This window comes from Paraburkholderia sp. C35, assembly GCF_003121405.1.
Taxonomy (GTDB): domain Bacteria; phylum Pseudomonadota; class Gammaproteobacteria; order Burkholderiales; family Burkholderiaceae; genus Paraburkholderia.
The window spans coordinates 25,818-44,005 of the sequence record NZ_QBUY01000017.1; the positions used below are offsets into that span (position 1 = coordinate 25,818).

Sequence of the window (18,188 nt, forward strand, 5' to 3'; positions counted from 1 at the left end):
CGCCCGATGTGCGTCGATTCCCTTCATCTTCTGCCCGGCGTATGACGTGCGCCGGTTGACTTGCGACAAGCGAAGCAGCGCCGCTGCGGCGCGCTCCGCTTAGACTGATTCGTTGCTGGCGGTGCTGGTGCTGGCGGCGTCGCTGGTGTTGTCGCTGCTGTTGTCGGTGCCGCGTGCATGTGAGGCACGCATGTTGCCATGAGTGCCGCATACACCGAAGCGTTCGAGCAGCGCCGGAATGCCCTCGGCGGGCACGGGCCGCGAGAACAGAAAGCCTTGCGCTTCGATATGTCCGAGCGCCGCGAGCCAGGCAATCTGCTCTTCCGTTTCCGTGCCTTCGACCACCACCGTCAGCCCGAGCGACCGCGCCAGATTGACGATGGCCGTCACCATCACGCAGACGCTGCGGTCGCCGGGAATGGCCTGGATGAACGAGCGGTCGACCTTCAGCGTATCGACCGAGAAACGGTTCAGATACGACAGCGACGAATACCCCGTGCCGAAATCATCGAGCGCGATGCGCACGCCGAGCCGCTTCAACGCGAAGATCTTTTCGGAGACGAGATCGGGATATTCCATCATCGCCGTCTCGGTGATTTCGAGTTCGAGACGGCGCGCGGCGATGCCTGTTTCTTCGATGGCCTGCGAGATCGTCTCGTACAGATCGCCACGCCAGAACTGCACGGCCGAAATGTTCACGGCGAGTGACATCGTGTCGTAGCCTTGCTGCTGCCATTGCGCGAGTTGACGGCATGCCGTGCGGATCACGAAGTCACCAATGGGCACGATCAGGCCCGTCGATTCCGCCACGGGAATGAACTCGTTGGCGGGAATCAGGCCGTGCTGGGGATGGTTCCAGCGCACCAGCGCCTCGAAGCCGGTGATGCAGCGGCGTGTGAGATCGATCTTGGGCTGGTAGGCGAGGAACAGTTGCTGGTCGGCGAGCGCGACGCGCAACTGCTGCTCCCACTTCATCAGGTGATCCGCGCGATGCGACAGATGCGGTGAGTAAAACTGATAGCAGTTCTTGCCGGCGTCTTTCGCGCTGTACATCGCGAGGTCGGCCTTTTTCAGCAGGTCGATTTCGCTTTCGTTCGCGACCGAGTACAGCGCGATGCCGATGCTCGCATGCAGTACGAACGAACTGCCGCGCACTTCGAACGGTTTGGCGAACATCTCGACAATCGATTCGGCCAGCGTCACCGAGCGCTTCTCGACATCCTCGCCCTTGATCACGACCACGAACTCGTCACCGCCGATGCGCGACAGCGCGCCCGCATCGCCAACGGCATCGGCGAGACGCGCAGCGGTCATTTGCAGCACGATATCGCCGGCGTTGTGGCCGAGCGTGTCGTTCACCGTCTTGAAGTTGTCGAGGTCGATGAAGAGGATGGCCAGATGCCCGAGGGTGACCGGTTGCGCCACATCGTGACGCAGGCTCTGCAAGGTCGAATAGCGGTTGCGCAGACCCGTGAGCAGATCGAACTCGACGAGATGCGTCATCTCGCGCTCACGGCCGAGCAGCTTGCCGATCAGCCCCGTGGCGACGGCGAAGAAGCCGAGCATCGCGAGCGAGATGAAGCTCGCCATCAGCAGATAGACGTTGCGCGTGTGGTTGTAGTCGGCGAATTCTTCGGCCTGCGACAGACCGACCAGCACGCCGAGCGGATAGCCGTCGATATGCCGGTACGACACGATGCGCGTGACGTTATCGATCGAATCGACGTAGGTGCCCGACACATGCTCCGAAGTCGGGTACACACCCGTGGCCGTGAACACGCCTTGCGCATGATCCGAGTTGCCCGTGCGCCGCGCGAGCACGGCGCCGCTGTCGGAGATCACAGCAATCACGCCGTCGCGCCCGATGGCCGCGTTGTTGTAGAAATCGCTGGTGAAATAGCTCGGATCTTCCGATACCACCACGACGCCCGCGAACGAGCCGTCGGGGTGATTCAGACGGCGCGTCATCTGCAAGGTCCAGTGTCCCGAGACGCGGCCAAGCACGGGCTTGCTGATGAACAGCTGGTCGTCGTTCTCGTGCTCGTGCACCTTGAAGTGCTCGCGGTCCGACAGATCGATCGGCTTCGGATTGGCTTCGGCTGTATTGGCGATCAGCTTGCCGTGTTCATCGATCAGTGAAACCTGCACGAGCGTTTCGCTCTGCACGACGCCTTTTTCAACCGTGCTGGCGAGATCGAAGCGGCCCGGCGTTTTTTCGAATTCGTATTTGACGAAGCGCGTGATCTGATCGACCTGGTGAATCGCTTTCACCGTATGTTGCTCGAGCGCTGCCGACAGAATCGCGGCCGAGGCCATCGCTTCGCGGTACGTGGTTTCCTTCTCGACCGACAGCCGCGCGAAAATCACCGTCCACAGCAGCACGAGCACCAGCACGCCGAGCGCGGGAATCGCGAGCAGCGCGCGTCGCCGGGTGCCCGCCGGATCGAGGCGGTGCCTGACGTCGCGCGCGGAAGAGAGGCGGAACTGATTCATCGGCTGGACCGTGACCCTGTGCCTTGCGGCTGTGATGCTGAGTTTGCGTTTCGATTCACTGCGCGAATGTTAAAACAACCGGCTGCTTCGACGAATTGATACGCCGCAACTGCGTCGTGTCAGCAGGGCGTGGTGGCGAGCCAGACCACCCGTTGGTCATCGGTAACGATTTGATATTACTGAATGGGCAATATTTAAGGAAGGGCTTGCGCATCGGGTATACGCTGTCCCAGCCGGGCATGCGCACACGCTTTGCGCCAAACGCCGTGCTGCCCGGACAGGCGCGCCAGCCGTGCGTTTGAAAGAATGTGTCGAAACCGTGCGAGGCAGGCCGTTTGCTGCAACGACAGCCCGACAGCCATCATGGCAATACGGCCATTCATGCAGTGGGCATGAATGGCCGTATTGGTATGGAATTGGGGTGTTTTATCTGTGCGCATCAAATGGATTTTTAGAACATCCAGGTGACGCGCAAATGTCAATTCAGTCGCCCGTTATTCCGGTTGATTACGTGCATGCGTGGATGGCAGACGGAATGTGCCGTCGATAATCGTCACCGACGCACCGCCAATCCAGGTTTTGCCGGCGGCGTCGTCATAGCGGACGGAGATGTCGCCCGCGCGGCCGATCGCCGTGCCTTGGCGTACTGTGTATTGCATGCCGGGACGATTGTTCTGCGCGGTGAGCAGCCCCGCGACGGCGGCATTCGCGCTGCCCGTCACAGGGTCTTCCCCTACGCCGAGGCCGCCACCCAGCATCAGGCAACGCAGTTCGAAGGTGGCCGGGCCATCCGGATCGTGCGGACCATACGCTGCGATGCCGTGCGCGCCGACCGTTTGCGCGACACGCCCAAGCGCCGCTGCATCGGGCTTGAGCGCAAGCACGGCAGCCGCCGATTTCATACGGATCACGAGCCATTGCGGTCCGTTGTCGACGGCGCAGGGTTGTGCCGTGTAATCGATTGCATCGCTGCGCAGCGCGTCGGCGAGCGCGGCGTATTCGCCTTGTGCGAGCGGCGTGACGCGCGCCGGCGGCGCGGCGAAGGCCCAGACGTTGCGCGCGTTATCTTCTTCCGTCAGTTCGATCAGACCCGCTGCGCATTGCTGGACCAGGCGGCCCGGTTGCTTCGGCTGATTGCCCGCCTCGCGCCATGCATGCGCGGTGCCGAGCGTCGGATGGCCGGCGAAGGGCAGTTCGCCATGCGTCGTGAAAATGCGCACGCGATAATCGGCCGACGGGTCGGTCGGCTTTAGCAGGAACGTGGTTTCAGACAGGTTTGTCCATTGCGCGATGGCCTGCATCTGCTCGGTGTCGAGTGCGTCGGCATCGAACACGACAGCGAGAGGGTTGCCCTTGAGGGGCGTCGACGTGAACACGTCGACCTGCTTGAAGCGAACGGTGTGTTGTTGCATCGTCTCTTTCCTGGGGTTTGTGCCAAACGCATCACGTGCATGCCGTGTTGTGACGGCACAACGTCGTGACACTTTCAAAACAAAACAGGCTGCGCATAAACAAACGCCGCCAATGATGCGTTCACATCATCGACGGCGTGTTGGCGTCGGTATTGGCCGCGGCACAGGCGCTCACAAGGTGCGCCGCCAGCGCGCTACCTGCCGTTTACTTCACTTCTGCGATCAGTTCGATCTCGACGCATGCGCCGAGCGGAATCTGCGCGACGCCGAAGGCCGAGCGTGCATGCTTGCCGTTATCGCCAAACACATCGGCGATCAGTTCCGATGCGCCGTTGGTCACGAGATGCTGTTCCGTGAAATCGAGCGTCGAGTTCACGAGGCTCATCACCTTGACGATGCGCGTGACGCGGTTCAGATCGCCGACATGCGCATGCAGCGTTGCGAGCAGATCGATGGCGACGGCACGTGCGGCGGCCTTGCCTTCTTCCGTGGTGACGTTGTCGCCGAGCTTGCCAACCCACACCTTGCCGTCCTTCTTCGCAATGTGGCCCGACAGGTACACGGTGTTGCCGCTTTGCGCGCTCATCACGTAAGCGGCAGCGGGCGCGCCCGCGACGGGCAGTTCGATGCCCAGTTCCTTCAGCTTGTCATACACATTCGATTGAGCCATGACGTGTCCTCGTCGATGAATGGAAAGTATCGTTAAGCGTGCGCGCGGCCGACGTCAAGACGATGTCGGCCGGGCGCTCGCGCCATGAGCGACGCGCGCCGGCGCATCATACAGCGGGTGTTCAGACCTTCGCGCGGATGAGTTCTGCGAGGCGCGCGACGCCTTCGTCGATCTTCGCCGGCGGCACCGTGACGAACGACAGACGCAGCGTGTTGTGCTGCGCTTCGTTCGCGAAGAACGGACCGCCCGGCACGAACGCGACGTTTTGCGCGACGGCTTCTTCGAGCAGTTTCATCGAATCGATGTGCTTCGGCAGCGATACCCAGATGAACATTCCGCCTTCCGGACGATTCCACGTCACGCCTTCGGGCATATAGCGTTCGAGCGAGCCGAGCATCGCCTCGCACTGGTCGCGATAGAGTTCGCGAATTTTCGGCACGTGCGTGTCGAGGAAGCCGTCCTTCACCACTTCATGCACGATGCGCTGCGTGAAGCTGGGCGTGTGCAGGTCAGGCGCCTGCTTGGCCTGCACGAGCTTGAAGTGCAGTTCTTCGGGCGCAATGATGTAGCCGACGCGCAGACCCGGCGCGAGCACCTTCGAGAACGAACCGAGATGCACGATGTGATCGGGCGCCATCGACAGCATGGTCGGCAGCGGTTCGCCGCGATAGTCGAGCGCGCCGTACGGATCGTCTTCGATCACGGGGAAGGGCGCCGTCTTCGCGAACTCCGCGAGTGCGCGGCGGCGTTCGATGGGCAGACGCCGGCCCGTCGGATTCTGGAAGTTCGGCTGCGCGTACAGCAGGCGCGCGCCCTTCGTCAGTTCGGGCGTGAGGCCTTCGGGGATCAGGCCGTTCTCGTCGGTCGGCACCTGCACGTAGCGCGGTTCGTACATCGAGAACGATTGCAGCGCGCCGAGATAGGTCGGCGTTTCGACCAGCACGGGGCTGTCCGGGCACACCAGCACCTTGCCGAGCAGATCGAGCGCCTGTTGCGAGCCCGTCGTGATGAGCACTTGCGATGCACGGATCTGCGCGCCATTCACCGAATAGCGTTGCGCAACCCATTCGCGCAGCGGCAGATAGCCTTCCGTCGCGCTGTACTGGAGCGCGGCGGCGGGCGAGTCGCGCAGAATGCGGTCGCTGGCGGCGCGCATTTCCTCGGCCGGGAACGTCGCGGGCGAGGGCAGGCCGCCTGCGAACGAAATGACCTCGGGCCGCTCGGTGACCTTCAGGATTTCGCGAATCGCCGAGCTGGTCAGCTTGCGGGCACGTTCGGACAATTGCCAGGTCGGGGCATTGAGGTCGCTTTGATTCATGGTCTCCTCGGCGTATAGCGGGAACAGGTGGTCGGTCAAAAGAGAGATTATCGCGCGAACTGGTCAGGCGGCGCGAACCGGCCGCACGGCCGTATGCACAGCGGCCTTGCGGCCCAGAATCACGGTGGCGATCACGGCGGCCGCGAAAATCCACGTGACGGGCGAGACGTTCTCGCCGAAAAACAGCACCGAAAACGCCATCGTGAAGAAAATCTGCAGCAGCTGAACCTGGCCGCCGCGCGCCGTGCCGCCCATCGCCAGCCCTGCGTACCACGCGAAAAAGCCGATGATCTGCGAGAACACGGTGACGTAGCCGAATGCGAGCCACGTTTTCAGCGCGACGGGATCAGGATGCGTGATGTGCTGCTGCCAGCCGAGCCACGCGACGGGAATCGCGAGAAACGGCGCGGATACCACCAGCGCCCAGCAGATCACCTGCCAGCCGCCGATCTGCCGCGCGAGGCGCGCGCCTTCCGCGTAGCCGAGCGCGCCGCTACCGACTGCGACGAGCATCAGCAGATCGCCCGCCTGGAATGCGCCGCCGCCTGCCTGCAAGGCGAACGCGACGACGATCGCGCTGCCCGCGATGGCGCTCGCCCAGAACGCCTTCGACGGACGTTCGTGCGACAGCAGCGCTGCATAAATGGCGACGCACAGCGGCTGCAAGCCATTGACGACGGCGCCATGCGAAGCCGGCACGCTCTTCATCGCCCACGCAGAAAACACCGGAAACGCGATGATCACGCCCAGCGACACGACTGCGAGGCTTTTGAGTTGTGGCCACGTCGGCAGTTTTTCGCGGCGCACGGCGAGCAGGAGCGCAGCGGGAACAGCAGCGGCGAGCGCGCGGCCCAGACCATTCAGCAGCGGGCTGAATTCGGCGACGACGATGCGGGTCATCGGCAGTGTCAGGCTAAAAATCATCACGCCGATCAGGCCGAGCAACATGCCCTGGGTTTCGCGCTTCATTGCTTCTGTCTCTACATGTTGGGGTTATTTGAGCGTACGCAGCCCGCTCGGGGTTTCGATCTCTGCAGCAAGCGCGGGCATACCGTCGGTGCTTTCCAGCGCGATCAGCGGCGCGGCACCGAGCCATTGCAGTTGCTGCGCGACCACGTCGGCTTGCGGATGCCAGCCCGTCAGCGAGTTCAGCGCGAGGCCCGTCTCCGGCAACACGTCCGACGGATGGCGCGGCGTGTCCCACTGGATCAGCGACGGCACCACGCCATCGCCCGCGCCTTGCCACGACGGGAACGCGCCGTTTTCGGCGACCGTCAGGCTCCACGTGAAATCGCCGCGCGTCATCGGCACGACGGTCGAAATGCGGTCCGGATACTGCTGTTGCCACAGCGCCAGATGCTTCGGCCGCCCGACACTTGCCACCCAATGCGACAGATACGGACCTATTTCAAGGCGCGCGTGCACGGCGGGATCGTCGAGCGCGAACAGGCGCGCGCGGGCGATCGCGGATTCCGCAGCGGCGGGATCGATCGCGATTACTTCCAGATACACGCCGCCCCACAGGTTCAGCAGCCGGTTGTGCGTGCGCATCGACGGATGTGCGCCGCCGCCCGATGGCGCCACGCCGAGCGTGTCGGCCACGTACTGCGTGCCCTCGTCGAGGGTGCGGGCGGAAACAACGAGATGGTCGATGCGTAGCGTAGTGGCGGTCATGGCGGCAAGTGGACGGTCGTTCTGAACGGCGCTGCGGCAGGCTAGGTGACACAGCCTGCCGGGCGGCCGGGTTAATCCGTAAGAATAACCGTTCGACTTGCAGTCGGACCATGCGCAGTGCGGCAAGGCCGGTATCAGCGGGCGTTCACGCGGTATCGGATGGAGCGCGTAAAGGGTCAGAAACGGGGACGAAAATGGCTTGGCGTCGATTAAATGTACCGACAGTCACCGGCACAGTAACGGTACAATCGCAGCGATACTGTTCGGTACAGTTGTCCGCCCGTCTGATGGACTTTTGTCGGTCCAGCCTGTACGGCGCGGAGTGCGACCGTACGCCGTTTCCGACGTAGCCCTTGCAGCACCCGCTGGAGTTCGCCATGTCCGTCCCGCTCGACCTGATTCCCGCCCCACACGACGCTTCGGCGCTGACGCTCGTCGATCAGCTGGTCCAGTGGGCGCGCCGCCGCATCGAGGAACGCGTGTTCCGGCCCGGCATGCGCATGCCGTCGATCCGCAAGCTCGCGCTGGATAAAGGCGTGTCGCGTTTCACGGTGGTCGAGGCGTATGAGCGGCTGGTCGCGCAGGGTTATCTGGATTCGCGGCGCGGCTCGGGCTTTTACGTGCGCGAGCGGCTCGCGTCGGGTCCGCTGCCCGTCGAGCGCCGCGCCGCCGTGACGGATGCGGCGCCCGCGCCGAGCACCATCGACGTGGTCTGGCTGCTGCGCAACATGCTGCACACGTCGACCCGTCCCGAACGCGGGCCAGGGCTCGGTTATCTGCCGTCGCGCTGGCTCGATGGCGAACTGATCACGGGCGCGCTGCGCACGCTCGGGCGGCAAAGCGGCGCGCAGATGCTCGGTTTCGGCACGCCGCAAGGCTTTCTGCCGCTGCGCCAGCAATTGCAGACGCGGATGGAAGAACTGGAGATCGGCGCGTCGCCGGAGCAGATCGTGCTGGTGTCGGGCATCACGCAGGCCATCGACCTGATCGCGCGGCTCTACGTGCAGCCGGGCGACGCCGTGATCGTCGGCGATCCGGCCTGGTTCCAGATGTTCGGCCGTTTCGCGTCGCAGGGCGCGCGGCTGGTCGGCATGCCATACACGCCGGACGGCCCCGATCTCGACGCGCTGGAAACGCTGGTGCAGACCTGGCGTCCGAAAATGCTGGTGATCAACTCGGTGCTGCAGAATCCGACGGGCACGTCGCTGACGGCGGCGCAGGCGTTCCGCATCCTGCGGCTCGCGGAGGAGTATGACTTTATCGTCGTCGAAGACGATATTTACGGCGATCTTTGCCCGCCGGGCTTTCCCGCGACACGCCTCGCCAGCCTCGATCAGCTGAAACGCGTGATCTATCTGGGCAGTTTCTCGAAGACGCTCGCGGCGAATCTGCGCGTTGGGTTCATCGCGTCGTCGCCGGATGTGGCGAAGGCCGTCACGGACCAGAAAATGCTGGTCGGCATGACCACGCCCGAACTGAACGAGCGTGTGCTGTACAAGATCCTGACGGAAGGGCACTACCGGCGGCACGTCGAACGGCTGCGCGCACGGCTCGACACCGTGCGCGACAAATCCGTGCGGATGCTCGAAAAAACCGGCTTGCGCATGTTTCAAACGCCCGCGGCGGGCATGTTCGTGTGGGCGGATACGGGCGTCGATGCCGATGCGCTCGCGGCGGCCGGCCACGAGGAAGGGTTTTTGCTGACGCCAGGCAGCCTGTTCTCGCCGCAGCAGTCGCCGACCACGTGGATGCGCTTCAACGTCGCGAACTGCGGCGACCCGGCGCTGCCCGCGTTCCTGTGCCGCTATCTGGACAGCGTCGCGCGGCGGGCGTCGTGACGGCTCTTGAACTGGCCGCAAACGGCCCCATTTGAGCCGGCAACGTCCGAACTGCGTGCCTCGGCCTCGTTAAAGGGGCGCGCGTCTTTGAATCTACGAATCAACCTGCAATAGAAGAGGAAAACTGACCATGGCACAAGAAACCATGAGCTTCCAGGCGGAAGTGAAACAGCTTCTGCACCTGATGATCCATTCGCTGTACAGCAACAAGGAAATTTTCCTGCGCGAGCTGATCTCGAACGCATCGGATGCGGCCGACAAGCTGCGCTTCGAAGCCATCGAAAACAGCGCACTGTACGAAAGCGATCCGAATCTGCGCATCCGCGTGTCGTTCGACAAGGACGCGCGCACCATCAGCATCGACGATAACGGCATCGGCATGAGCCGCGACGAGGCGATCGCGAACCTCGGCACGATCGCGCGTTCGGGTACGAAGGAATTCTTCGGCAAGCTGTCGGGCGACCAGCAGAAGGACGCGGCGCTGATCGGCCAGTTCGGCGTCGGCTTCTACTCGGGCTTTATCGTCGCCGACAAGATCACGGTGGAAACGCGCCGTGCCGGTTTGCCGGCATCGGAAGGCGTGCGTTGGGTGAGCGGCGGCGAAGGCGATTTCTCGGTCGATACGATCGAGCGCGCGCAACGCGGCACGACCATCACGCTGCATCTGCGCGCGGAAGAAGACGAACTGCTGTCGTCGCACAAGCTCAAATCGATCATCCAGAAGTATTCGGATCACGTCGCGCTGCCTATCCTGATGAAGAAGGAAGAGTGGGACGCAGAAAAGAGCGAGATGGTCGCGAAGGACGAAGACGAGACCGTCAACCAGGCGAGCGCGCTGTGGACGCGTTCGAAGAGCGACATCACCGATGAGCAGTACAAGCAGTTCTACCAGCATCTGTCGCACGATCATCAGGATCCGCTGACGTGGACGCATAACCGCGTCGAAGGCCGCAGCGAATACACGCAGCTGCTGTACGTGCCGGCGCACGCACCGTTCGACATGTGGAACCGCGATCATCGCGGCGGTCTGAAGCTGTATGTGAAGCGCGTGTTCATCATGGACGACGCCGAGCAACTGCTGCCGTCGTATCTGCGTTTCGTGAAGGGCGTGGTCGATTCGGCTGATCTGCCGCTGAACGTGTCGCGTGAATTGCTGCAGGAAAGCCGCGATGTGAAGGCGATCCGCGAAGGTGTGACCAAGCGCGCGCTGTCGATGCTCGAAGAACTGGCGAATTCCGAAGAAGCCGCTGAGAAAGAAAAGTACACGACGTTCTGGAAGGAATTCGGCCAGGTGCTGAAGGAAGGCATCGGCGAAGACTTCTCGAACAAGGAGCGCATTGCGAAGCTCGCGCGGTTCGCATCGACGCATAACGATTCGGCCGAGCAGACTGTGGCGCTGGCGGATTACGTCGCGCGCATGAAGCCCGAGCAGACGGCGATCTATTACGTCACGGCAGATACGTACACCGCCGCAAAGAATAGCCCGCATCTCGAAGTGTTCCGCAAGAAGGGTGTCGAAGTGCTGCTGCTCACGGATCGAGTCGATGAATGGATGCTGTCGTTCCTCAACGAGTTCGATGGCAAGCCGCTGCAAAGCGTCGCGCGCGGCGATCTCGATCTCGGTCAGTTGAACGATGAAGAGAAGCAGGCGCAGGAGAAGGTCGGCGAAGAGTTCAAGCCGCTCGTCGAGCGCATGAAAGAAGCGCTCAAGGACAAGGCGAAGGACGTGCGTCTGACGTTCCGCCTGACGGATTCGCCGTCGTGCCTCGTTGCCGATGAGGGCGATATGAGCGGCTATCTGCAGCGCATGCTGAAGGCGGCGGGGCAGAACGCGCCGAGCTTCCATCCGATTCTGGAAGTGAATCCGGAACACGCGCTGGTGAAGAGCCTGAGCACGGACAACGCGAATTTCGATGACTGGTGTCATCTGCTGTTCGATCAGGCGCTGCTGGCGGAAGGCGGATCGCTGGAAGATCCGGCGAGCTTTGTGAAGCGGACTAATGCGCTGTTGTTAGCGCGTTAATGCGGTAGAGCATTGCTGAAAAAGCCTGGCTGCGTGCCAGGCTTTTTTGTTTGCGAGGCAAATTATTGATGTAGATCATGGTTTGTTCGTTAGATCTGCACACCGCAACCCGGATCATATAGGCTTGGCATGTTGTCCCCTATGGATTACACTTGCCAATGACGAGTATCCGCACCACCGAAGTTTTTGACCACTGGTTCGTTCGCATTCGTGATCTGCGCGCTCGCGTACGGGTGCAGGCTCGGATCGACAGGCTTGCGATGGGGAATCCGGGCGACCACAAGAGCGTCGGTGGGGGAGTCCAGGAAATGCGGATCGATTACGGTCCGGGATATCGCGTCTATTACACGCAGCGCGGCGCGGTGTTGGTCGTTCTCTTATGCGGTGGTGACAAGACGTCCCAGCAGGCCGATATTGCAGAAGCCAAAGCGCTCGCTGCGAATCTCGATATGGAGTAAACCGTGTCCAAAACCAAGACAACCGAGTGGGATTCCGCCGAACATCTTCGAACCGAAGAAGAAATGGCGGCCTACCTTGACGCATGCCTGGAAGAGGCCGGCGATGATCCGCGGTTCATCGCCCATGCTCTCGGCGTGATTGCGCGCGCACGCGGCATGTCGCAACTGGCACGCGAGACGGGTGTGAAACGTGAGAGTCTGTATCGCGCGTTGTCGGGAGAAGGAAACCCGGAGTTTGCGACGATCTGGAAAGTAGTGCGAGCGCTCGGCATTCGGCTGCACGCGTCGACCACTTAAGATCGACGCGGCCTGCTTTGCAGAACGGAGCGCTATGCAGTCCTCGTTGGGCAGACTTTTGCGTATTCCAAAATCAACGCTCCATCGAAGCCCGCTCATGCTGACGCACCTGCGCCAGCACCGAACCCGCCAGTTCTTTCGCCTCAGCGCAGGCTTGTTTATCGGCAAGCACATGACCGGCAACCTTGCCGATCCGCTCACTCGTATGTTTGCTGGTGTGATGCTGCGCGAGCGCAGAACCCGCGAGTTCCTTTTCTATCGCGGACACATCCGCGCGTTTCAATACGATAGCGGCGAGATGCGCGATATGGTCCGAGGTGGCTTTATCGTGAGCGGTCAACTTGAACTCCCTTGAGGATGAATGGTGGGCGAGCGCGATGAATCGCGACACGCGCTGGTCATCTTCATCGTTCCCCGTGCGCGCGGATTGCCGAAAATGCTGAAACGCACGACGGCCCCGTCTGCAAGTGCGCGCGATCTGTCCGTCTGAAAGGCTCGCGTTTTCGGCGCGCCCTATAATGCGGGCCATGCCCATCCGTTTCGATGCAGCCGACGCGCACTGGCGCGTCGCGCCCCTTGCAGGCTTTTCGCCTGACCAGAAAGACTGGCTCACGCGCGGCGGTTCGCTCACCGCGCACTTGCGCACGCTTGGCGCTGTCGCCGTTCGCGTGACGCGCGAGGCCATCGATTTGCCTTTCGATGACGAATACGCTGCGCTTGCTATAGCGCGACGCACGCCGGTGTGGGTGCGTGAAGTGGTGCTATCCGTCGATAACGCGCCGTTCGTTGCCGCGCACAGCATCGTGCCGCTCACGCCCAGCACGGGCGTGTGGCAGGCGATGCGCCGTCTGCGCACGCGTCCGCTTGCCGAACTGCTGTACAGCGATAGCAGCGTGTCGCGTTCGTCACTGGTCAGCCGGCGCGTGACGGCGCGGCATCCGTTGTATCGGATTGCATCGAAAGAAACGGGCGATGCGCGCGTGCATACGCTTGCCGCAAGACGCTCGGTATTCGAGCGATACGGCGAGCCACTGATGGTCACGGAAGTCATGCTGCCCGCGCTGTGGAAGCATCTCGCGATGCGTGACCACAAGCATGCCGCCGCGCACACCGTACCGCGCGATCACGGCCAGGCACTCGATCACACAGCATCACGCGCCGACAGCAACGCGAAACGCGTCGGCAAACAGACAGAGGCTCGCTGATGCTGCGCGGCTTTCCTCCCGTCGTTGCCGAGAGCACGCACACGCTGATACTCGGCAGCTTTCCTGGCGAGGCGTCGCTGGTCGCGACGCAGTATTACGCGCATCCCCGTAACCAGTTCTGGCGTCTGCTGGGTGCAGTTATCGATGAGCCATTGCCTGAACTCGATTACCCGACGCGGCTCGAACGCGTGCTGAAACATGGCATCGGCGTGTGGGACGTGCTGGCGGCGTGCACGCGCGAAGGCAGTCTCGACGCAGCGATCCGCAATGCAACGCCGAACGATTTCGCCTCGTTTCGCGAGTACGCGCCGAACCTGAAGAAAGCGTGCTTCAACGGCAAGACGGCGGGGCGCTTCGCGCCGGTGATCGCCGAGGCGGGTTACACCACGCTCGTCTTGCCGTCGTCGAGTCCGGCGAACGCCATGCTGTCGTTCGAACAGAAATTGCAGGTCTGGCGCGAGATCATCGTGTGATGCGCGTCAAACGGCGAGCGCATCCAGTTCCGCATAAGCGCGATTCAGCCATACCTTGACGCGCTGCCGCTCCAGCAAGCCAAGCCCTGTCGCCGCGCGGTCGGGATGATTGACGGCTGCCCAGAAGCTGGCGCTCTGCCGGTCGATCTTCTGCATGGTCGTATCGGGCAGGCGGCGCAGCGTCATCACGCTGGCGCCCAGTGACTCGGCCCGCTCACGCTCGCCGGACGCCTCCAGAATCTCGAAGCGTTCGCCGCGAACTTCATTCAGCACGATGACCAGCTTGATCCGTCCGCCGAACTGATCGAGCCATTGCCGCAGCAGATCGACCGAATCGCGTCCGCTGTCCATGACGTGCCACCAGGTCAGCGTGAGCCCATGCTCGCTGGCGAAAGCAAACACGTCGGCATCGTCGAGCCATGTTGCGAGCGACGCCTGGGTTTGCGCCGCGAGATCGACCACGACGCGGCGCTCGGGATCCTCGACGGCTGCTTCCATGACGGGATCGAGGCTGTCGTGCTGATCGAGCACGGCGGGTGCGGCGTAATCGGCATAGAACCGCAGCAGCGCGCCATGGGATCGGTCGGTATCGAAGCCCACGAACGGCGTGCCCCGATCGATGAAATACTGCGCCAACAGGCGCGCGACGAGCGATTTACCGACACCGCCTTTTTCACCGCCAATGAAATGAATATGACTCATGCTTACGGATCCCGTAGGGTGGAGTGGTGTGATCGAAACCGACACTAGCAGTTTTCTGTGCCGTGACGGTGAAACACGCCGCGTCGAAAACCCATGCGTGCGTGGCAGCATGCTGTGTGAGCGGCAAGGGTGTCAAACTGGACAAAATACCTGCCCGTTGTGGCGTCTGCTTGGTGCGGTGATTGGGGAGCCGCAGCCCGAATCCGACTACCCGACGCGGTTAGGACGCATGCTGAAGCAGGGCGTCGGCGTGTGAAACGTGCTGGTGGCGTGCACGCGCGAAGGCAGTATTCGACACGGTAATCTGCAACGCGGGGCCGAACGACTTCGCTTCGGCCCGCGATTGCGCGCCGAACCTGAAGAAGATGTGTTTCAACGGTAAGACGGCGGGGCGCTTTGCGCCTGCGATCGTTGAGGCGGGCTGCGAAACTTTAGTGCTGCCGTCGTCCAGTCCCGCGAATGTCATGCTTTCGTTTCGACCAGAAATTGCGCGTCTGGCGTGAGATCACGTAATTGTTGCGAGCTAGAATCGAACCCCACTCGCCAGCGCCCGTTCTCACGATCAGTAACCGATCACAAGAATTCCTTTTAGAGGAAGCTTCATTCGGTTGCTCGCGTACATCGTTTCAAAAAAATTGACAACGCGTTCGAAGTCCCGATTGTTAGCGCCGGCCGCTTCATAGACGTTGCGGACAGCTATTGCCAGATAGTCCACATCGTCCATCATGCAGGCTTGAAACAGGTCTTTCAGAAACTGCTTATTAATCACTGCTCGACCAGCCTCTACCTCAACTAGTAGCTTTTCCTCCACATGATGGGCGTCTGCTTCAAATGCTTTCGCAATTCGGCCGTTGTTTCCATAAAGCACTGGAACGTGGATCTTGTCTGCTTTCTTTATTCCCGTTTCAACGCGAAACCCCAATTCTGCAAGTTGAGGTGCGATGTGTCCCAGTACGTCGTTGCTTGGTAGCGTGTGTTCAGCCGACGTGATGCGCGGGTGGGCGCTTTGGAATGCTTTAACCACGTCTAGTGCCAAGTTTGTCGGTCGGTCGGATCTCGGGAAGTAGGCCCAATTCACCATCTGTTTTTTCGTCGCAAAGCCGAGTAGTGGAATAATCGCAAAGCGCAGATTACGGTGTGTGATCTACCCCTACGAGCTGGATCAGCAAAACGCAAACTCAGTTAATTAATGCTGCATCCTCGACTTCCTTCAAGGTCTTTCCTTCGGGGGTCTTCCAACTTTGCGGGCCACTCCTTGATGTCCCAGCGACCAGCGCCGCTGCGTAGGTGGAAGAGCTGAGAAGAATGTCCGCGGCAGCAATCATGCGATCTCCATCGATTTGCAATGAGCCTTCGTTTAGCAAATGCGCCTTAATCGAGCTGAGCTTTCCCGGAAGACTTTCCGTATGCGTGCGAGAGAGTTGCGAGCCTTTCTTTAGAACAAAACCTTCATCCGTTTGTGCGCCATAAGCCACAAAATTATTCACTCGAAATACCAGATCTGACGTCGTAGCAGAGGCATTGGTCGCCGGCGATGCTTCATCATCCGCAATCGAGATGTTGCTGTGGCGCAGGATCGGTTCAAGAATTGGATAACCCAAGATTCCTAGCACCATTCTGACATTCTCGATGAACTCACTCATAGCGTCACGATCCGCTCTTGGGAGACCCGATTCGGGCGGGGTGTTGCCGTTTTGAAGCTGATAGCGGTCCGCGCGCTTCGACAACGTAACCAAAGACGATTCAAGGTATTTGATGTGCGCTTTCGTCAAGTTCTCGTCTTTACTAGTAAATATCACAACCTCGTTCCAGAAGTCTTTTGCGCGATCGTGATTGGTCAAACGTTGTGTGACGCTTTCCGACTCGCCTATGTATGCGACAGGTTTTGTATCGCCAAAGCGACCCTCGAAAAGAAAGTACACGCCCGGTTTGGATGCTTCGGGCCAATTGGTCAGCTCGCTGAGTCGGTTGCGAGGACACGCGATCGCATGTCCTGTCCAATTCACCAATTCAGCGTAGCGGATTCCAGTGACGGTTGCGTCAGCGAGATAGACGCGGATCGATTTGCCGAGCGGCATGAGGTCTCCGGAGTTGCCGTTGTTCTACGATGGATGGCTACGAGTGATTGAGGCAGCAAAGTTGTGCCGCCTCGGACTGCGATTGGTAAATTCTACGGCATTCAGCACCCATGCGGCCGACGCTCGGATTTTGATGATGGCCCGGGCGCGCGAATTTGGGTTCGAGTCTCCAAGCCGACCGCCCACTCCCGCCAATGCTATGCTCTCGTTCGACCAAAAATTGCTTCTCTGGAACGACATCCTCACATGACGAAACTGATCAAGCGCGCTTCGGCCGAGGCACGCGCTTTCCGCAACAAGCAGACGGCTGCGCCGAAGCACTCCATTTCGCGCGCGAAAACGCGTGCGTCGCGTGACGAAGACGATTTCAGCGAAGTCGCGAAGGCATCGATGATCGACGCGCCGCGCAAGCCGCGTTTCGCGCCCGTGACATTCTCGGAAGAGGGCGGCGTGCGCTATCTGCACTTCGGCACGGAATGGGTGCAGGGCGCGATGCGTCTGTCGAAGCCCGATCACATCGAACTCGAATACGCACAGCAGATGATGGCGTTTCTGCTGTTTCTCGAAACGCCGCAGCGCATCGTGCAACTCGGTCTCGGCACCGGCTCGCTGACGAAGTTCGCGCATCGGTTCCTGAAGCGCGCGCACGTCGAAGCCGTCGAACTGAATCCCGCCGTCGTGATCGCCGCGCGCACCATGTTCAACCTGCCCGCCGACGACGCCCGCCTCACCGTGCGCGAAACCGACGCCTGGGAATTCGTCAACGACGGCGCGAACCACGGCACGATCGGGGCGTTGCAGATCGATCTGTACGATGCCACTGCGCGTGGCCCGGGGCTCGACAGCGTCGCGTTCTATCGCGCGGCGCGTGCTTGCCTGACGCAGGCGGGCATCGTGACCGTCAACCTGTTCGGCGATCATCCGAGCTTCGTGCGCAACATGAAGCGCCTGAACGAAGCCTTCGATGGCCGCGTCGTCGCGTTGCCCGAAGTGCATGACGGCAACCGCATCGCCATCGCGTTCTCGGGTCCGGCTATCGATGTGCCGTTCAAGCAGTTGCTGGAGCGCGCGAAGCTGATCGAAGAAAAGCTCGCGTTGCCTGCCCGCAAATGGGTCAAGGGACTGCAGGAATCGACCGGTCAGAACGACATGTTCACGATCTGATCTGCATCGCGGCCGCGCAGTCACGCGGCCGCGAGCAACAACAAAGCGGCAAGCACAAGCAATAAGCCCCGCGCTGGTGCAACGCCAGCGCGCAACCGCCGCGCCTATCCCTGTAAGGCGTCACACGCGCATATCGCTCATACGGCGCCATCCAGCCAGCATCGCAGCGCGCCTCTGAACGAAGCAGCGGACCTCTCTGCTTCCGTACCCGATCTCACACTCCGCGACGATTCGCCTATTGACAACACCGTTGCGTTTAGGGTCACCCCTGCTTGACCGGTCGTTCGCCCCTCCGATACTCTTTCGATGCTTTCGGGGAGCCCGAGCTGCTATCCGCAGCGGGGTCCGTCGGCCCGTCAAGACACGGGACACAATTCAATAAA

General features: G+C 61.4%; 17 protein-coding genes and 1 pseudogene. 8 read left to right on the forward strand and 10 right to left on the reverse strand.

Translation table 11 applies throughout. From position 1 onward, the window contains the following. Window positions 1-99 precede the first annotated feature (99 nt). The 6 genes from DK391_RS13550 to DK391_RS13575 form a co-directional block, all read right to left on the reverse strand. On the reverse strand, window positions 100-2,493 hold the full coding sequence (locus tag DK391_RS13550) for an EAL domain-containing protein (RefSeq protein WP_109478486.1): 2,394 nt from the start codon (window positions 2,491-2,493) through the stop codon (window positions 100-102). A gap of 494 nt (window positions 2,494-2,987) precedes the next feature. Beyond that, window positions 2,988-3,905 carry a PhzF family phenazine biosynthesis protein gene (locus tag DK391_RS13555; protein WP_109478487.1) on the reverse strand — a complete coding sequence of 306 codons (918 nt, stop codon included), beginning with the start codon at window positions 3,903-3,905 and terminating at the stop codon, window positions 2,988-2,990. A 205-nt stretch (window positions 3,906-4,110) separates the two neighbouring features. After that, the gene (locus tag DK391_RS13560; RefSeq protein ID WP_109478488.1) at window positions 4,111-4,575 is read right to left on the reverse strand and encodes a RidA family protein; all 465 of its coding nucleotides are present in this window, start codon (window positions 4,573-4,575) and stop codon (window positions 4,111-4,113) included. Between the two features lie 121 nt (window positions 4,576-4,696). Then, a complete protein-coding gene (locus DK391_RS13565; protein ID WP_109478489.1) occupies window positions 4,697-5,893 on the reverse strand; it encodes a PLP-dependent aminotransferase family protein in 1,197 nt (398 codons plus the stop codon). Window positions 5,894-5,956: 63 nt separating this feature from the next. Then, window positions 5,957-6,862, reverse strand: coding sequence for a DMT family transporter (locus tag DK391_RS13570; protein ID WP_109478490.1), 906 nt, complete (start codon window positions 6,860-6,862; stop codon window positions 5,957-5,959). Between the two features lie 24 nt (window positions 6,863-6,886). Then, window positions 6,887-7,567 (reverse strand): VOC family protein, encoded by a 681-nt coding sequence (locus tag DK391_RS13575; protein ID WP_109478491.1) that lies wholly within the window; start codon window positions 7,565-7,567, stop codon window positions 6,887-6,889. A gap of 377 nt (window positions 7,568-7,944) precedes the next feature. On the opposite strand from DK391_RS13575, the gene DK391_RS13580 reads away from it, so the two are divergent. The 4 genes from DK391_RS13580 (at window position 7,945) to DK391_RS13595 (ending at window position 12,183) form a co-directional block, all read left to right on the forward strand. Continuing rightward, entirely contained in the window at window positions 7,945-9,405 is a 1,461-nt protein-coding gene (locus tag DK391_RS13580; RefSeq protein WP_109478492.1) for a PLP-dependent aminotransferase family protein, read from the forward strand. A 130-nt stretch (window positions 9,406-9,535) separates the two neighbouring features. After that, window positions 9,536-11,428: a molecular chaperone HtpG gene (gene htpG / locus DK391_RS13585; protein WP_109478493.1), complete on the forward strand. Its 1,893-nt coding sequence runs from the start codon at window positions 9,536-9,538 to the stop codon at window positions 11,426-11,428. 158 nt (window positions 11,429-11,586) lie between these two features. Then, window positions 11,587-11,886, forward strand: coding sequence for a type II toxin-antitoxin system RelE/ParE family toxin (locus tag DK391_RS13590; RefSeq protein WP_109478494.1), 300 nt, complete (start codon window positions 11,587-11,589; stop codon window positions 11,884-11,886). A 3-nt stretch (window positions 11,887-11,889) separates the two neighbouring features. Then, window positions 11,890-12,183, forward strand: a complete 294-nt coding sequence (locus tag DK391_RS13595; protein WP_109478495.1) for an addiction module antidote protein — start codon at window positions 11,890-11,892, stop codon at window positions 12,181-12,183. A gap of 73 nt (window positions 12,184-12,256) precedes the next feature. Here the strand turns inward: DK391_RS13595 and DK391_RS45280 are convergent, their stop codons facing one another. Continuing rightward, the gene (locus DK391_RS45280) at window positions 12,257-12,523 is read right to left on the reverse strand and encodes a hypothetical protein (RefSeq protein WP_109478496.1); all 267 of its coding nucleotides are present in this window, start codon (window positions 12,521-12,523) and stop codon (window positions 12,257-12,259) included. Between the two features lie 187 nt (window positions 12,524-12,710). Here DK391_RS45280 and DK391_RS13605 point away from each other — a divergent pair, with 187 nt between their 5' ends. Beyond that, on the forward strand, window positions 12,711-13,388 hold the full coding sequence (locus DK391_RS13605; RefSeq protein ID WP_109478497.1) for a chorismate lyase: 678 nt from the start codon (window positions 12,711-12,713) through the stop codon (window positions 13,386-13,388). Beyond that, complete coding sequence (locus DK391_RS13610) at window positions 13,388-13,861, forward strand: DNA-deoxyinosine glycosylase (RefSeq protein ID WP_109478498.1); 474 nt, start codon at window positions 13,388-13,390, stop codon at window positions 13,859-13,861. The genes DK391_RS13605 and DK391_RS13610 overlap by 1 nt, the downstream gene beginning before the upstream one ends. Window positions 13,862-13,867: 6 nt before the next feature. Here the strand turns inward: DK391_RS13610 and DK391_RS13615 are convergent, their stop codons facing one another. Further along, window positions 13,868-14,563: a mobilization protein gene (locus DK391_RS13615; protein WP_109478499.1), complete on the reverse strand. Its 696-nt coding sequence runs from the start codon at window positions 14,561-14,563 to the stop codon at window positions 13,868-13,870. 160 nt (window positions 14,564-14,723) lie between these two features. Between DK391_RS13615 and DK391_RS45285 the strand changes: the two are divergent. Next, window positions 14,724-15,076, forward strand: a pseudogene (locus DK391_RS45285) (DNA-deoxyinosine glycosylase); the annotation flags it as partial. A gap of 49 nt (window positions 15,077-15,125) precedes the next feature. Here DK391_RS45285 and DK391_RS13625 read toward each other — a convergent pair. Beyond that, a complete protein-coding gene (locus DK391_RS13625) occupies window positions 15,126-15,587 on the reverse strand; it encodes a hypothetical protein (RefSeq protein WP_204117359.1) in 462 nt (153 codons plus the stop codon). Between the two features lie 154 nt (window positions 15,588-15,741). Further along, window positions 15,742-16,641 (reverse strand): GIY-YIG nuclease family protein, encoded by a 900-nt coding sequence (locus DK391_RS13630; protein ID WP_109478501.1) that lies wholly within the window; start codon window positions 16,639-16,641, stop codon window positions 15,742-15,744. 246 nt (window positions 16,642-16,887) lie between these two features. On the opposite strand from DK391_RS13630, the gene DK391_RS13640 reads away from it, so the two are divergent. Further along, window positions 16,888-17,805, forward strand: coding sequence for a spermidine synthase (locus DK391_RS13640; RefSeq protein WP_109478503.1), 918 nt, complete (start codon window positions 16,888-16,890; stop codon window positions 17,803-17,805). Window positions 17,806-18,188 lie beyond the last annotated feature (383 nt).

What these genes read in the sequence shown, in the direction of transcription:
- DK391_RS13550 (WP_109478486.1), bottom strand. Translation starts at nt 2,493, where the DNA reads ATGAATCAGTTCCGCCTCTCTTCCGCGCGCGACGTCAGGCACCGCCTC.
- DK391_RS13555 (WP_109478487.1), bottom strand. Translation starts at nt 3,905, where the DNA reads ATGCAACAACACACCGTTCGCTTCAAGCAGGTCGACGTGTTCACGTCG.
- DK391_RS13560 (WP_109478488.1), bottom strand. Translation starts at nt 4,575, where the DNA reads ATGGCTCAATCGAATGTGTATGACAAGCTGAAGGAACTGGGCATCGAA.
- DK391_RS13565 (WP_109478489.1), bottom strand. Translation starts at nt 5,893, where the DNA reads ATGAATCAAAGCGACCTCAATGCCCCGACCTGGCAATTGTCCGAACGT.
- DK391_RS13570 (WP_109478490.1), bottom strand. Translation starts at nt 6,862, where the DNA reads ATGAAGCGCGAAACCCAGGGCATGTTGCTCGGCCTGATCGGCGTGATG.
- DK391_RS13575 (WP_109478491.1), bottom strand. Translation starts at nt 7,567, where the DNA reads ATGACCGCCACTACGCTACGCATCGACCATCTCGTTGTTTCCGCCCGC.
- DK391_RS13580 (WP_109478492.1), top strand. Translation starts at nt 7,945, where the DNA reads ATGTCCGTCCCGCTCGACCTGATTCCCGCCCCACACGACGCTTCGGCG.
- htpG (WP_109478493.1), top strand. Translation starts at nt 9,536, where the DNA reads ATGGCACAAGAAACCATGAGCTTCCAGGCGGAAGTGAAACAGCTTCTG.
- DK391_RS13590 (WP_109478494.1), top strand. Translation starts at nt 11,587, where the DNA reads ATGACGAGTATCCGCACCACCGAAGTTTTTGACCACTGGTTCGTTCGC.
- DK391_RS13605 (WP_109478497.1), top strand. Translation starts at nt 12,711, where the DNA reads ATGCCCATCCGTTTCGATGCAGCCGACGCGCACTGGCGCGTCGCGCCC.
- DK391_RS13610 (WP_109478498.1), top strand. Translation starts at nt 13,388, where the DNA reads ATGCTGCGCGGCTTTCCTCCCGTCGTTGCCGAGAGCACGCACACGCTG.
- DK391_RS13615 (WP_109478499.1), bottom strand. Translation starts at nt 14,563, where the DNA reads ATGAGTCATATTCATTTCATTGGCGGTGAAAAAGGCGGTGTCGGTAAA.
- DK391_RS13630 (WP_109478501.1), bottom strand. Translation starts at nt 16,641, where the DNA reads ATGCCGCTCGGCAAATCGATCCGCGTCTATCTCGCTGACGCAACCGTC.
- DK391_RS13640 (WP_109478503.1), top strand. Translation starts at nt 16,888, where the DNA reads ATGACGAAACTGATCAAGCGCGCTTCGGCCGAGGCACGCGCTTTCCGC.